Below are 13,617 nucleotides of genomic sequence, written 5' to 3' on the forward strand. Positions count from 1 at the left end.
GGTTCCGGGCGTGGCGCTCTATGTCGGGACGCAGCAGGGCTGCAATGCCGGGGAGGTGACGATCGACCCGGGCTACAAGGGCTGCCCCACGGCCCCGATCGGCGCGACCCTGGCGCAGCAATCCTCGCCTAACGACGCGGCGGTCTATGCCGGCACCGCGGCCGGGCTCGATGCGGGCCTCGTCACCAACAACCCGCACCATCTCGACGCCGGAACGCGACCGATCGGCTATCTTGCAGCCGCCGGTGCGGGCGGGACGCCGCTCTATGTCGGCCAGCAGGGCGGGTGCAATGCCGGGGTGGTCTCGACCAACCCGGCCCATCTCAATTGCCGCGCGGCCCCGCTGGGCATCGCCGTGCGGTGAGGCCGGCCGTGAGCGCCGCCCCGGAGCCGGGGCGGCGCTCGGTTCTGGTCCCGAGGGCGAACCCGCGCCCGTCGGGACGCGGTGCTCAGCCCTTCTTCACCAGCGGCACCGGCTCGGCCGGCGGCTTGGTCGCGCAGGCGGCGACGCTGGCGGCCAGCAGGGTCAGGATCAGGGCGCGCGTGAGAGGATTCTTTGCGAAACAACGGGCAGTGGACACGAGGCAATCTCCGATTTTCGGCAGCGCGGAGGCTAATGGTCCGCACCGTCTCGGAAAGTGCAAGAATGTCACGCCCGTAATGTTTCGCGATGTTTTATATTCTTTACAATGTATGATTATAGAAAACCATTCGCGTTTTTAGTCAATTCGTAGTATTTCATAGAGATATCTAGAGAAATTTGCGATGCATTACTGAGTATTTAATTGATATAGTCTGATATTCGCCGCAGGCCTGATTGTCGCAAGCGCTCTTCAAAAAAGCTTCTTGCGGCCGAGGTAAACAGAGGCGTCCGACACCCGAAGGCGCTGGCGGCCTGACGGCTCGCTGGTCCGGCAGATGCTTCGGGCAGCGTCACCCGCACCGTCATCACGCGCGAAGCGAAGTGACCCAGGACAGCGCGACAACGCCACATGGGCCGCCACGCCGGGTTGCCTCGCTACGCTCGCCATGACGGAAACGGAGTGATCACCCGGAAACCCTATGCGGGAGATCGATTCCGGCTGGAACGCACCGGGAATCGGACCTGCCGCCCTATGGTGGCGTCGGTCCTGGCTCGACGATCGCCGGGGGCGGCGAGCCCATCCGCGTTCGGGGCGGCGCAGCCTCAGCGCACCTCGCTGACGCGCTTGGTCGCCCGCTTCTCCTGCTTGTAGGCGGTGATCGCCGCGGAGCAGCCGGGCGACAGGTTCTTGAGATTGGTCTTGAAGCAGGCCTCGACCTCCGGGCCGCCGGGCGCGTAGGCGCTGCAATATTCCATGTAGTCGCCGGTGCAGTGCTGCTTGAGCGCCTCGCGGGCCGGGGATTGCTCGGCCAGCGCCGCGGCCGGGCCGAGGCAGAGACCGAGGGTCAGGAGGACCGCCTTGGTCGAAGTCATGGATGTCCTTGTCGCTGTGCGATGATCGCGCGGACGGGCCGCGCGGCGATGAACGCGGCACCTGAGCGCCAAGGATGGCGTGACTTTGGCGCGGATGTGCCGAACCTGCGCCATCCCCGCTCTTCCCACTATCCCGGTGCGACGACGTCGGGGAAAATCCTGGTTTCAGAAGGCCCTACACCGTCAGCGGGTGCCGGATACGGCCCTGCGGCAGGGCGTCGCCCGGCGCCGCGGGGCTGCGCGCCGAGCGCCGCCGGAGGGCGCCAGACCCTCCGGGAGCCCGGCCCCGGGCCCGCCATCCGGTCGATGGCGCGGCCATCCCCGGAGCGGCGGGCCGCGGTCTCAGTGCGCGCCGACGCGGCGGGTGGGCACGATGTCGTTGGCGACGATCTCGCCGAACGGGCCGTCGTTGCGGGCGTTGCCCAGCGGCCGGCCCGTGGTGGCGCGCAGGGGCAGTTTCGGGAAGACCAGCTCGGCGAAGCGGTAGGCCTCCTCGAGATGCGGGTAGCCCGAGAGGATGAAGCGGTCGATCCCGAGATCGATATACTCCTTCATCCGGTCGGCGACCTGATCGGCCGAGCCGACCAAGGCCGTCCCGGCGCCGCCGCGCACCAGCCCGACCCCGGCCCAGAGGTTGGGCGAGACCACGAGCTTGTCGCGGTTGCCGCCGTGGAGCGCCATCATGCGGCTCTGGCCGACGGAATCCTGCCGCTTCAGGGTCTCCTGCGCCTTGGCGATGGTGGCGTCGTCGAGCTTCGAGATCAGCTTCTCCGCGGCCTCCCAAGCCTCGGCCTCGGTCTCCCGGGCGATCACGTGCAGCCGGATGCCGTAGGAGAAGGTCTTGCCCTTGGCCTCCGCGGCCTGCCGCGCGGCGGCGATCTTCTCCGCGACCTGGGCCGGGGGCTCGCCCCAGGTGAGGTACACGTCGCAATGCTCGGCCGCGACCTCCATCCCGGCCGGCGAGGAGCCGCCGAAATAGAGCGGCGGATAGGGCTTCTGCACCGGCGGGAAGATCACCCGGCCGTTCTCGGCGCGCAGGTGCTGGCCCTGGTAGGTCACGGTCTCGCCCGAGAGCAGGCCCCGCCAGATCGTCAGGAACTCGTCGGTGACGACGTAGCGCTCGTCATGGGACAGGAACACGCCGTCGCCGGCCAGCTCCACCGGATCGCCGCCGGTGACGACGTTGATCAGCAGGCGCCCGTCCGAGATCCGGTCCAGCGTCACGGTCATGCGGGCCGCCGCGGAGGGCTCCATCAGGCCGGGCCGCACCGCCACCAGGAAGCGCAGCCGCTTGGTCAGCGGCGCCAGCGCCGAAGCCACGATCCAGGAATCCTCGCAGGAGCGCCCCGTCGGCAGCAGCACACCGTAATAGCCGAGCTCGTCGGCGCCCTGGGCGATCTGCCGGAGGTAGTCGATCGAGACCTCTCGGGCCCCTTCCTGGGCGCCGAGATAGCGGCCGTCGCCATGGGTCGGCAGGAACCAGAGGACGTCGGCGCGCCCGTCATGCGTCGTGGTCATCGGGGTCTCCATTGCGGTTGCGGGCCGGATGCGGAAAAGCCGGATCCGACTTCTCGCATCCGGCGATCACCAAGAGCTACAGCAGACCGCCGCTTCCGGGAAACGGCGGCCCGGTGTCAGACGTTCGGCTCGGCGCCGAGCAGATGATCGAGGATACGCCCTTCGAGCCGAGCCAGATCCGGATCCCCGCGCCGGCGCGGGCGCGGCACGTCGACCCGCAGGTCGAGGGCGATGCGGCCGGCCTCGACCACCAGGATGCGGTCGGCCAGCGCCACCGCCTCGGACACGTCGTGGGTGACCAGCAGCGCGGTGAAGCCCTGCGCCAGCCAGATCCGCTCGATCAGGTCCTGCATGCCGATGCGGGTCAGCGCGTCGAGGGCGCCGAGCGGCTCGTCCAGCGCCAGCAGGCCCGGCCGGCCGACCAGCGCCCGGGCCAGCGCGACGCGCTGGCGTTGGCCGCCCGACAGGGTCGCGGGCCACTGCCCCGCCTTCTCGGCGAGGCCGACCTCGGCTAGGGCCGCGAACGCCTTGTCCCGGCGCTCGGCCCGGGAGCCCTGGCCCGATAGGCCGACCGTGACGTTGTCCACCACCCGGGCCCAGGGCAGCAGCCGCGGCTCCTGGAACATGATCCGCTTGGGCGGATCGCTCCGGCGCGGGCCGGTCTCGGGGCCCTCCAGCAGGATCCGGCCGCCCGTCGGCGCCTCGAGCCCCAGGATCAGGCGCAGCAGGGTGCTCTTGCCGCAGCCGGAGCGCCCGACCACGGCCGTGAACCCGCCGGCCGGCAGGTACAGGTCGAGTCCCTCGATGACGGCGTGGCCGTCGAAGCTCTTTCGGAGGTCGCGGGCGGTCACGGCGATGCCGCGGCCGGCGGGTGGCGCCGGTTGATGGGGCGGCAGCGGGCCCGCGTCGGCGCTCCGGGTCTCGGGAACGGGATCGGCCGGGGCCTCGCGGCGAAGGGCGTCGAGCAGCATCAGGCGCTCCTGTAGGCGGGGTTCCAGGCGAGGCAGGCACGCTCGAGCTGGCGCGTCAGCGCGTCCGCGAGCTTGCCCAGGGCGGCGTAGATCAGGATCGCCAGCACGACGACGTCGACCAGCATGAACTCACGGGCCTGCATGGCCATGTAGCCGAGCCCCGAGGAGGCGGAGATCGTCTCGGCGACGATCAACGTCAACCACATGATGCCGAGCGCGTAGCGCAGGCCGACGAAGATCGACGGCAGGGCGCCGGGCAGCACCACCTTGGTGAACAGCTCCGTGCGCGACATGCCGTAGACGCGGCCCATCTCCACCAAAGCCGGGTCCACCGAGCGGATGCCGTGCAGGGTGTTGGCGTAGATCGGGAAGAACACGCCGAGCGCCACCAGGAACAGCTTGGCCTCCTCGCCGATGCCGAACCACAGGATCACCAGCGGGATCAGCGACAGGTGGGGCACGTTGCGCACCATCTGGACGGAGGTGTCGGTCAGCTGCTCCGACACGCGGGAGAGGCCGTTGGCGAGCCCGAGGGCGAAGCCGATGCCGCCGCCCACGGCGAAGCCCGACAGGGCCCGCAGGGTGCTGACCCAGAGGTTGGTCCAGAGTTCGCCGGTGCGCCCGGCCTCCCAGCCGGCCCGGACCACGTCCAGGGGGGCCGGCATGAACCGGTTCGAGACGAGGCCGGCCGACACCGCAGCCTGCCAGCCCAGCAGGATCGCGATCGGCAGGAGCCACGGCAGCGCCGTGTCGCGCAGGCGTGTGAGGGGGGTGGGGCGCATCATCGGCTCTCCGCCCGGCGTTCGGGCTGTGTCCAGACCGCGTCGGCCACGCGGATCGGCTTCGGCAGCAGGCCGAGGCCGTGGAAGGCGTCCGCCACCCGCTGCTGGTCGGCGATCGCCGTGGCGTCCAGGGGGGCGGCCCCGTAGGATTGGCGTTCGAGGGCGATCTTGAGGACCGGCGCCGGGATGCCAACGGAGGGGGCGAGTTCCGCCGCCACGGTCTCGGCGTGGCCTTCCGCCCAGGTGTCGATCGCTCCGATCGCCGTCAGCACGGCCGAGATGATCTCCGGGCTGGCTTCCGTGAAGCCGCGGCGCGAGAGATAGAACTCGCGGTTGGGTGCGATCCCCCGCCCGTCCGCTAGCACGCGGGCGTCGGTGGCGCGCTCGGCGGCGGCGAGATAGGGATCCCAGATCGCCCAGGCATCCACGGAGCCGCGCACGAAGGCGGCGTTGGCGTCCGCTGGCGCCAGGAAGGCGAACTTCACCGCATCGTAGGGCAGCCCGGCCTGCTCCAGCGCGCGCACCACCAGGAAGTGGACGTTCGAGCCCTTGTTGAGCGCCAGCGTCCGGCCGCGCAGGTCGGCCACGCTGCGCACCGGGCTGTCCTTGGGCACGAGGATCGCCTCGCCCCGCGGGGCCGGCGGCTCGGTCGCCACGTAGCGCAATTCGGGGCTTGCCGCTTGCGCGAAGATGGGTGGCGCCTCGCCGGCCGTGCCGAAATCGATCGCCCTGGCATTCAGGGCTTCCATCAGCGGCGGCCCGGACGGGAATTCCGACCACGCCACCGCGTAGCCCAGCGGCTTTAGCGCCGTCTCGAGGGTGCCGCGGGCCTTCAGCAGCACGAGCGACCCGTATTTCTGGTAGCCGACCCGAACGGTGCCGCCCGCGGCCCGGGCAGGCCGCAGGACGCCGGCCGCCGCGAGGCCGAGGCCCGCGGACAGGAATCTTCGGCGGTGCGGGGCGAGCCCGGACGCAAGGGGGTGGCTGTTATGGTCGGTCATGATCTCAGCCGTTTCGGGCGGGTGGCGCCCAGACCGCGTCGGCGACGCGGATCGATCGGGGAATCAGCTTCAAGGCGTGGAACCGGTCGGCGACGGCCTGCTGCTCGGCGGTGACGCGCGCCGTCATCGGGCCGATCACGTAATCGTTGCGATCCACCGCCCGGCGGGTGGCCGGCAGCGGCACGCCGGTGCCCTGCGACAGGAGCGCCGCGACCGCGCCGCGGTTCTCCCGGCACCAGGCGGCGACCTCGCCCAGCGCGTCGATCGCCGCGACCAGTACCGGGCCGCGTGCTTCCGCAAAGGCACGGCTCGCCAGAAAGAAATTGTTCTGTGGCGTGATCTCGGTGGCGAAGGCCAGTACGCGCACGCCCTCCCCCGCCTCTGCGATGGCGAGATAAGGATCCCAGATCGTCCAGGCGTCGACGCTGCCGCGGGCGAAGGCCGCCGCCCCGTCGGCCGGCGCTAGCAGGACCGGCTCGATATCGGCGTAGCTGAGACCCGCCTTCTCCAGAGCCGCCACCGTGAGGTTGTGTGCGCTCGTCGCCTTGCCGAAGGCGACGCGCTTGCCCTTGAGGTCGGCGAGGCTGCGCAGGGTCGAACCCTTGGGCAGCAGGATCCCGGCGCCGGAGCCGCCGGCCTCTTGGGCCGCCACGTAGACGAGGCTGGAGCGCGCCGCCTGGGCGAAGATCGGCGGTGCGTCGCCGGTCTGGCCTAGATCGATCCCGTCGAGGGACAGGGCCTCGACCAGGGGCGGCCCGAGCGAGAACTCGACCCAGCGCACCGTGTGGCCGAGGGCCTCGAGGCGCCGCTCGATGATCCCCTGCTGCTTGGCCACCACCAGGATGCCGTTCTTCTGGTAGCCGATGCGCAGCACGCCGGGCTCGGCCGCGCGAGCGCTCCGAATGGCCGGGACGGCCGCAAGGGATGCGGCCAGGAAGGTGCGGCGGTCGAGCATCGCGCGGCTCACTCGGCGGCGGCGAGTTCGGCCGGGCCGGTCGCCGTCGCCGCCCGGTGCAGCAGCAGGGCGGCGAGCTGGCCGCCGGCCTCGGCGGCGCGGGCCCGCACGCCGGCCTCGACCAGGACGCCGTCGCTGAAATCCGTATCGGACGCGTAGACCGCGGTCGGGATCTGCAGCGCGCCGAAGAAGCCGAAGAGTGGCCGGAAGGCATGTTCGACCACCAGGGCGTGGCGCGCCCCGCCGCCCGTGGCCACGATGGCCACGGGCTTGCCGGCCAGCGCGGTCGGATCGACCAGGTCGAACAGGTGCTTGAACAGGCCGGTATAGGCGCCCTTGTAGACCGGCGAGCCGACCACGAGTCCGTCCGCCTCCTCGATCGCGTCGAGCACGCGGCGGGCCGGCAGCGGCAGCTGATCCCGGGTCCAGGCGGCCCCGAGGCCGGTGCCGGCATCCACGAAATCGAAGATCCGCCCGTCGAATGCCGCCTGGGCGCAGGCCTCGTGCAGCACGGCATCGACCAGCGTGCGGGTCTTGGACGGGCGCTGAACATTCGCGCTCAGCCCGACGAGTCTCGGTCGTGTCATTGCAGAAGCCTTGCGATAAGGCCGGACCGCCCTGCGCGATGGCGAATGGCGACGGCGCAACCGGATATCCGAATAGAGCGCTAGAATTGCTGACTGCGCCGGGCGACGTCAATGAAACGGCTTTTCCAATTCATCTGGAATAGAAAAACGTTCTGCTCGAAAACGGCGGTTCGGAACTCGGTTTCATCTCGTGATCCAGGCGCGGTACAGGCGCGGTCCGCGCTTGGCAGGGAGAAAATTTAACACCGGCGCGCATCCGGTCTCGCCGTCGTGACGAACGGAGAGGAAAATTGTTCGGATTGGCGTGTCGGGAGAAGGACCGTCTTGCCGGGACGATCGTGTCGCCGGGAGGTGGCCGTAACACGCTGCAAGGGCCCTGGTCCGTGCAGTGCGGGCCGGCCGGGGGAGGCTGCGCGAATGCCGAGGCTCCGTCGCATGCGTCCCGGTTCGGATCCGGGGTCGCGAACGAAAAAGGGCCAGCCGTGGTGGCTGACCCTGCATCGTTCGACGAGTCTCGTGCGTCGCGCGCTTCGCCGGTCCGCGCTCGAACTTACTCCGCCGCGGTCATCTCGGCGGTGAAGTGGCCGCACCAATCGTTGGTGGTCACGACCGGCCACAGGCCCTTGGACTCGGGGGCGGGCTGGCTCACCGGCGGGTTGAAGCGGCACAGGCCGGCATCGCCCTGGGCGCTCGCGCCGTTGCCCTTGTGCTCGTCGAAGAACTTGCAGCTCTCGCAGTTCGCGCTGGCCATGTCTCGTTGCTCCCGTATCGGTTCAGCTATGTGCCGTTCTCACTTACGAATTAGAACAGCTACAATCTGCTGGTCAACCGATCGCCGGGCGGGCGGTTCCCGTGAGGGCCGGAGCTTTCTGAATTCATCGGAGACTCCGCGCCGGCCGCAGGATGAGCTGGCCGCTGAAATGCGATCGGCGCGCGCGGAGGTCCCGCGCGCGCCGAAACTGGCGGTTCTTCGCCCGCGCACCCACGAGATGGGCGCGCGGGGAATGCTGTCAGAGGCTTCCCGGGCCCTTGGCCAGGCCGCCCAGCGTGAACAGGTCGACCGAGAGCTTCGCGCCGATGACGAAGGCATCGGGGATCGGCTTCGGCCGGAGCGGGAAACGGGTCTGGTCCGGGCCGATCACGTATTGCAGGTTCGGCATCAGCCGGACCACCGGGGTGAGCTGGATGCCGTAGCTCAGCTCCAGGATGGTCTGCAGGGTGTCGACGTTGCGGCTGCTGAGCCCGTACGAAGCCCGCGCCGCCCGGATGTTGGCCGAGCCCAGGGGCGACAGCTTCTCCATGGCGAACACGAACCCGAGGGTGTCGTAGGGCCGGCCCGGGAAAGTGCCGGTCAGCACGGCGCCGCCCTCCAGGAAGTAATCCTGGGTCTGCCGACCGCCGGTGCCGCCGATCGCGACGCCGAAGATCGACAGGCCCTGGACGGCATTCGGGTCCGGACGCCAGACCATCTGGTCGAAGCGGGCATAGACCGCCGACCGACCGAACCGGGTGAGCGGGTCGAGACCGCTGAACACGCTAGCCCCACCGCGCAGATCGTAGATCGGGTCTTGATAGTCGGATCGGTCGAAGACCGCGCCGATGCTGTAGTTGCGCGGCAGCGGGTCGTTGCCGAAGTTGGTCGAGTAGCCGACCTCCACCGGGACGAGGACGCCGGTGGCCCCGCGGGTCGACCAGTCGATGCCGTTCTGGTTGGCCTGCTGATCGCGGGGATTCACCTCGTAGACGCCGGCATGGATGAACACCTTGTCGGTGACCCAGGCCTTGGCGTGGGCGCCCCAGGTGGCGATCGGCCAATACGTGAAGTTCGTCAGCTTGAAGATGGATTTCGGCGCGCCGCAGGTTGCATTATTCTGGAAGTTGCAATATAGCGGTGAACCAAGGAAGTTCGGATTGGCGAGAAGACGGCCGACCTCGATATCGAGACGGTTGTCGAACAGCTTCTGCTCGTAGGAGACCGATGTGAGGTGAGCCGTCTGGCCGCCGCCGTAGATCTCCTGAACGCTTCCGTTGAAACCGATATAATCCTGCGCGAGGCTCCGGCCGTGACGCTGGGTCACGATCGTGTGGAACGAGCCGCCTTCGATCCCGGCGAGTCGGTCGAGGTCGGCATCGAGGCCGAACACGACCTGGCCGGCATAGGCCGATCCCTGGCGGATGCCGCCGGACGGGTTGGCGGCGAATTCCCCAGTGTAGTTCAGGATCATGCTGATCCCGTTACCGAGATAGAGCGTCCCCGGCGGCAGGCCCGGCGGCGTCGCGCTGTTGCCCTGCACGTCGATCGAGGCCGCCGCGCTGCTCGGGCCGGCAGCACTCCGTGACTCGCGGATCGTCCGACGCCGCGCGCGATTCGCACGGTACTTGGCCTTTGCGGCCGGGGTTGCCCTCGGGCCAGGATTGACCAGGGACGGCCCCCCGTCCGGGGCGTCTGCAATCTGAGCCTCAGCCGTGCTGATGCCCGCAGAGAATGTGGTGGCGCAAAGTGCGAGCGCCGCCCATCGCGTGTGCTTTCCCATGAGATAACTCCCCCTAAGACGCGCGGCCCTGATTGGCTCTGTCGCGTTCGTGTTCCGCCGGGATCCCTCCGGTCAGTCCGTGAAGGCCTCCACGGAGCGGCGCTCGCCGCGCAGGAAAGCGTCGGCGACGTGGATCAGCGGGTTCAGGTCGACGTCGCTCGTGCCGGATCGGACGAGGGCGGCGAAACGGTCGTAGAGGCCGCGATACTCGGCCTCCGGTGGCAGCAACTGCGGCGCGCCGTCGATCGTGAGGACGCCGCCGCCTTGCGACAGCACCAGCAGGCCGTCCTCGGTGTCGACGCGGATGTCCCAGGTCTGCGGGCCGGTCTGGCGCCAGTCGAACACGGCCTCGATCGAGGTGCCGGCGGCGTCGGTGAAGTGCAGGTCGGCGGCGATCGGCGCCTGCCGGTTCTCCGGGACCGAGAGGGTCGCGCCCGTGAGGAAGAAGGGCGGCAGGATGTGGGTCGCGATCGACAGGGCGTTGATGCCCGGATCGAACACACCCATGCCGCCGGCCTGCCAGATCCAGGCCTGGTTGGGATGCCAGTGCCGGACATCCTCCATCCAGGCGATCGCCACCGACCGGATCCGGCGGCCGGACAGCCATTGCCGCGCCGGCTCGACCCCGGGGGCGTAGCGGGAGTGCCAGCTGGCGAACAGGCTGACGCCCCGCGCCCGTGCGGCCTCCACCAGGATCCCGACCTCCGCCAGCGTCGCCCCCGGGGGCTTTTCCAGGAACACGTGGCGGCCGGCCTCGATCGCCGCCAGGGCGGCCGAGAACCGGACCTGCGGCGGCTGGCACAGGGCGACCGCGTCGAGGTCGCCCTGCCCCGCCAGCATCTCCGCCAGCGTGCGGTAGTTCGGCACCCCCTCGAAGCGGCCTTCGCGGCTCGCCACGGCCGTCAGGGTGTAGTCCGGCGAGGCGCCGATGACCGGCAGGTGCTGGTCGCGGGCGATCTTGCCGACGCCGACCAGACCGATGCGGATCGTCCCGTTCGAAGCCGGCATCTCAGAGGACCTTCACGGACAGGTCGCGGGCGGGCGCGACCGCCAGGGGATTGCGCAGCGGCAGGGTGAACGGGGCGGCCTCGATCTCGAACACGTCCCCGGGCCGCGCCGTGACGCCGTCGCTGAACGACAGGGTCGCGGTGCCGAAGAAGTGGACGTGCAGATCGCCGGGGCGGCGGAACGGGGCGTATTTGAAGTGGTGCCGCTCCAGGTTCTCGATCGTGTGGGACATGTTCGCCTCACCCGAGAGGAACGGCTTCTCCCACAGCACGGCGCCGTCGCGCCGGATGCGGCTGGAGCCGCGCACGTCCGCCGGCAAGGCCCCCAGCCACAGTTCCGGGCCGAGCGCCGCCGGACGGAGCTTCGAATGGGCGAGCCACAGGTAGTTGCCGCGCTCGGTGACGTGATCGGAGAACTCGTTCGCCAGCGCGAAGCCGAGGCGCACGGGCGTGCCGTCCGCGTCGATCAGGTAGATGCCGGCGATCTCCGGCTCCTCGCCGCCGTCGAGGGCGAAGGCCGGGGATACGAGCGGCTCGCCGGTGCCGACGATCGCGGCGCCATCGCCCTTGTAGAACCACTCGGGCTGGACCCCGGTCTCGCCCGGGGCGGGCTTGCCGCCCTCGACGCCCATCCGGAACATCCGCATCGAATCGGTCGGGGCCGGATCCGCAGCGGCGGCCCGGTGCATCTTGTCCCGGCCCTCCGCCGAGCCGAGATGCGTCAGCCCGGTGCCACTCAGCAGCAGGTGCGCCGGGTCCGCGTGGTCGATCGGCGGCAGTAACCGCACGGCGTCGAGCTCGATGGTGTCGCCGAGCCCGTGCCGGGCGGCCGTCTCGACCAGGCCGTCCCCCGCCGCGAGCGCGCGCCGCGCCAGCTCGAGGACGCTGTCCACGCCGGCCACGGCCCGAGCCTGGCCGTCCTGCAGCACCGCCACACCCCGCCGCCCGTCCGAGGCGCGGAATTGTAGGAGTGATTGCCCCATCTTGCGTTCTCCCAGGGCCGGCTTTGGCTGGGCCGGCTCGAAATCGGTGTGTGGCGGCGTGCGTTCGCGCGTCAGCGCTCGAAGGCCGGACTGATCGTGCCGTCGACCCTGCGGGTGAGATGCCAGGGATTGTCCGGACGCAGGGGCTGCGGCAGCAGCGCGTCGGGCAGATCCTGGTAGCAGACCGGTCGCAGGAAGCGTTCGATGGCCAGGGTGCCGACCGAAGTGGTCCGCCCGTCGGAGGTGGCCGGGAACGGGCCGCCATGGACCATCGCGGGGGCGACCTCGACCCCCGTGGGCCAGCCGTTGGCCAGGATGCGGCCGACCTTGCGGGCCAGCGCCGGGACCAGGCCGGCGGCGATGTGCTCGTCCGCGCGGTCGAGATGCAGCGTCGCGGTGAGCTGGCCCGGCAGCGCGGCGATGATGCGATGGACCTCTTCGAGATCCGTGGCCGCCACCAGGATCGCCGCGGGGCCGAACATCTCGTCGGCGAGGCTGGGATCCGACAGGAACCGCGCCCCGTCGGTGCGCAGCAGGGTGGCGGGTGCGCCGCCCGGTCCGGCGCTCGCGCCGCGGGCCGCCACCGTGACCCCCGGGCGGCCCGCCATCTCGGCGACGCCGCGCTCGAAGCGGGCGCGGATGTCGGCGGTCAGCATCGCGTGCGGCGCGCTCTCGCGAATCGCCGTCGCGGCGGCCTCCGCGAAGGCCTCCAGGTCGGAGCCCGCGATCCCGATCAGCAGGCCCGGATTGGTGCAGAACTGCCCGGCCCCCATGGTCACCGACTGGACGAAGCCCGCCGCCAGGGCCGCGCCCCGCGCCCGCAGGGCGCCGGGTAGCAGCAGGACCGGGTTGACCGCGCTCATCTCGGCATAGACCGGGATCGGCTCGGGGCGTCCCGCCGCCACCCGCATCAGGGCGAGCCCGCCGCCACGCGAACCGGTGAAGCCGACCGCCTTGATGCGCGCATCGGCGACCAGCGCCGTCCCCAGGGCGTTCGAGGGCCCCGGCAGATAGGAGAACACGCCCGGATGCAGGTCGCTGTCAGCCACTGCCGCACGCACCGCGCGGGCGACCAGCTCGCCGGTTCCGGGATGGGCCGGGTGGCCCTTGACCACCACCGGGCAGCCGGCCGCCAGGGCGGAAGCCGTGTCGCCCCCGGCCACCGAGAAGGCGAGCGGGAAGTTGCTGGCGCCGAACACCGCCACCGGTCCCAGGGCGACGTGACGGCGGCGCAGGTCGGGCCGCGGCAGGGGCAGGCGCTTGGGCTGGGCCGGATCGATCGTGGCCTGGACCCAGTCGCCCGTGCGGACGACGTTCGCGAACAGGCGCAGCTGGCCGATGGTGCGGGCGCGCTCGCCCTCCAGCCGCGCCCGCGGCAGCCCGGTCTCGGCCATGGCCCGCGCGATCAGGGCTTCGCCGAGATCGCCCACTGCCTCGGCCACGGCGTCCAGGAAGCTGGCGCGCACCGCGGGGGTCGACTCGGAAAAGCTCGGGAACGCCGCATCCGCCAGCGCGCAGGCCGCCTCGACCTCGGCCGCGCCGGCGGCCGAAAAGGCGGGCTCCAGCGCCGCCCCGCTTGCGGCGTCGGCGGCCCGGAACGTATCGGTGGTGGTCGCATCCTCGGCGCCGATCAGGATCGTGCCGCGAAGCTCCGCGTTCATCGTCAGCTCTTTACTCATACAAATAACTTAGAGCAGTTGTGCAGTGGCTGCAAGCGTCGCAGCACTATGGTGCTTGTGGGTGTTGGCGCTTGCACTCCTACAACTTCAGGGTACGATCGCGGTGATCCTGCCCCGTCCTGGCGGCTTCGGACCGGAGGTGAC

General features: G+C 70.5%; 14 protein-coding genes. 1 reads left to right on the plus strand and 13 read right to left on the minus strand.

Annotated features, from left to right (window positions below; genetic code table 11):
• On the plus strand, window positions 1–364 hold a 364-nt coding region (locus FV233_RS30395), incomplete at its 5' end, for a hypothetical protein (protein WP_187278139.1).
• A gap of 85 nt (window positions 365–449) precedes the next feature.
• Here the strand turns inward: FV233_RS30395 and FV233_RS31655 are convergent.
• From FV233_RS31655 to FV233_RS17670, 13 genes are all read right to left on the minus strand, one after another.
• A complete protein-coding gene (locus tag FV233_RS31655; RefSeq protein ID WP_281408002.1) occupies window positions 450–581 on the minus strand; it encodes a hypothetical protein in 132 nt (43 codons plus the stop codon).
• Window positions 582–1,186: 605 nt separating this feature from the next.
• The gene (locus FV233_RS17615) at window positions 1,187–1,456 is read right to left on the minus strand and encodes a hypothetical protein (RefSeq protein ID WP_147898227.1); all 270 of its coding nucleotides are present in this window, start codon (window positions 1,454–1,456) and stop codon (window positions 1,187–1,189) included.
• A 342-nt stretch (window positions 1,457–1,798) separates the two neighbouring features.
• Complete coding sequence (ssuD, locus tag FV233_RS17620) at window positions 1,799–2,974, minus strand: FMNH2-dependent alkanesulfonate monooxygenase (protein ID WP_147898228.1); 1,176 nt, start codon at window positions 2,972–2,974, stop codon at window positions 1,799–1,801.
• Between the two features lie 116 nt (window positions 2,975–3,090).
• Window positions 3,091–3,945, minus strand: coding sequence for an ATP-binding cassette domain-containing protein (locus FV233_RS17625; RefSeq protein WP_147898229.1), 855 nt, complete (start codon window positions 3,943–3,945; stop codon window positions 3,091–3,093).
• Window positions 3,945–4,727 (minus strand): aliphatic sulfonate ABC transporter permease SsuC, encoded by a 783-nt coding sequence (gene ssuC / locus FV233_RS17630; protein ID WP_147857127.1) that lies wholly within the window; start codon window positions 4,725–4,727, stop codon window positions 3,945–3,947. Before ssuC ends, FV233_RS17625 begins: the two co-directional genes overlap by 1 nt.
• The gene (locus FV233_RS17635; RefSeq protein WP_147898230.1) at window positions 4,727–5,728 is read right to left on the minus strand and encodes a sulfonate ABC transporter substrate-binding protein; all 1,002 of its coding nucleotides are present in this window, start codon (window positions 5,726–5,728) and stop codon (window positions 4,727–4,729) included. Before FV233_RS17635 ends, ssuC begins: the two co-directional genes overlap by 1 nt.
• Window positions 5,729–5,732: 4 nt before the next feature.
• On the minus strand, window positions 5,733–6,683 hold the full coding sequence (locus FV233_RS17640) for an aliphatic sulfonate ABC transporter substrate-binding protein (protein WP_147898231.1): 951 nt from the start codon (window positions 6,681–6,683) through the stop codon (window positions 5,733–5,735).
• Window positions 6,684–6,691: 8 nt separating this feature from the next.
• Complete coding sequence (gene msuE, locus FV233_RS17645; RefSeq protein WP_147898232.1) at window positions 6,692–7,270, minus strand: FMN reductase; 579 nt, start codon at window positions 7,268–7,270, stop codon at window positions 6,692–6,694.
• A 550-nt stretch (window positions 7,271–7,820) separates the two neighbouring features.
• The gene (locus FV233_RS17650) at window positions 7,821–8,021 is read right to left on the minus strand and encodes a hypothetical protein (RefSeq protein ID WP_050735995.1); all 201 of its coding nucleotides are present in this window, start codon (window positions 8,019–8,021) and stop codon (window positions 7,821–7,823) included.
• A gap of 259 nt (window positions 8,022–8,280) precedes the next feature.
• Window positions 8,281–9,804 carry a carbohydrate porin gene (locus tag FV233_RS17655; RefSeq protein ID WP_147898233.1) on the minus strand — a complete coding sequence of 508 codons (1,524 nt, stop codon included), beginning with the start codon at window positions 9,802–9,804 and terminating at the stop codon, window positions 8,281–8,283.
• A gap of 72 nt (window positions 9,805–9,876) precedes the next feature.
• On the minus strand, window positions 9,877–10,812 hold the full coding sequence (locus tag FV233_RS17660) for a Gfo/Idh/MocA family oxidoreductase (RefSeq protein WP_147898234.1): 936 nt from the start codon (window positions 10,810–10,812) through the stop codon (window positions 9,877–9,879).
• Window position 10,813: 1 nt separating this feature from the next.
• The gene (araD1, locus tag FV233_RS17665) at window positions 10,814–11,794 is read right to left on the minus strand and encodes an AraD1 family protein (protein ID WP_147898235.1); all 981 of its coding nucleotides are present in this window, start codon (window positions 11,792–11,794) and stop codon (window positions 10,814–10,816) included.
• A 71-nt stretch (window positions 11,795–11,865) separates the two neighbouring features.
• On the minus strand, window positions 11,866–13,473 hold the full coding sequence (locus FV233_RS17670) for an aldehyde dehydrogenase (NADP(+)) (RefSeq protein WP_147898236.1): 1,608 nt from the start codon (window positions 13,471–13,473) through the stop codon (window positions 11,866–11,868).
• Between the last annotated feature and the right edge of the window lie 144 nt (window positions 13,474–13,617).

It is taken from the genome of Methylobacterium sp. WL7 (assembly GCF_008040085.1).
Classification (GTDB): Bacteria; Pseudomonadota; Alphaproteobacteria; order Rhizobiales; family Beijerinckiaceae; genus Methylobacterium; species Methylobacterium mesophilicum.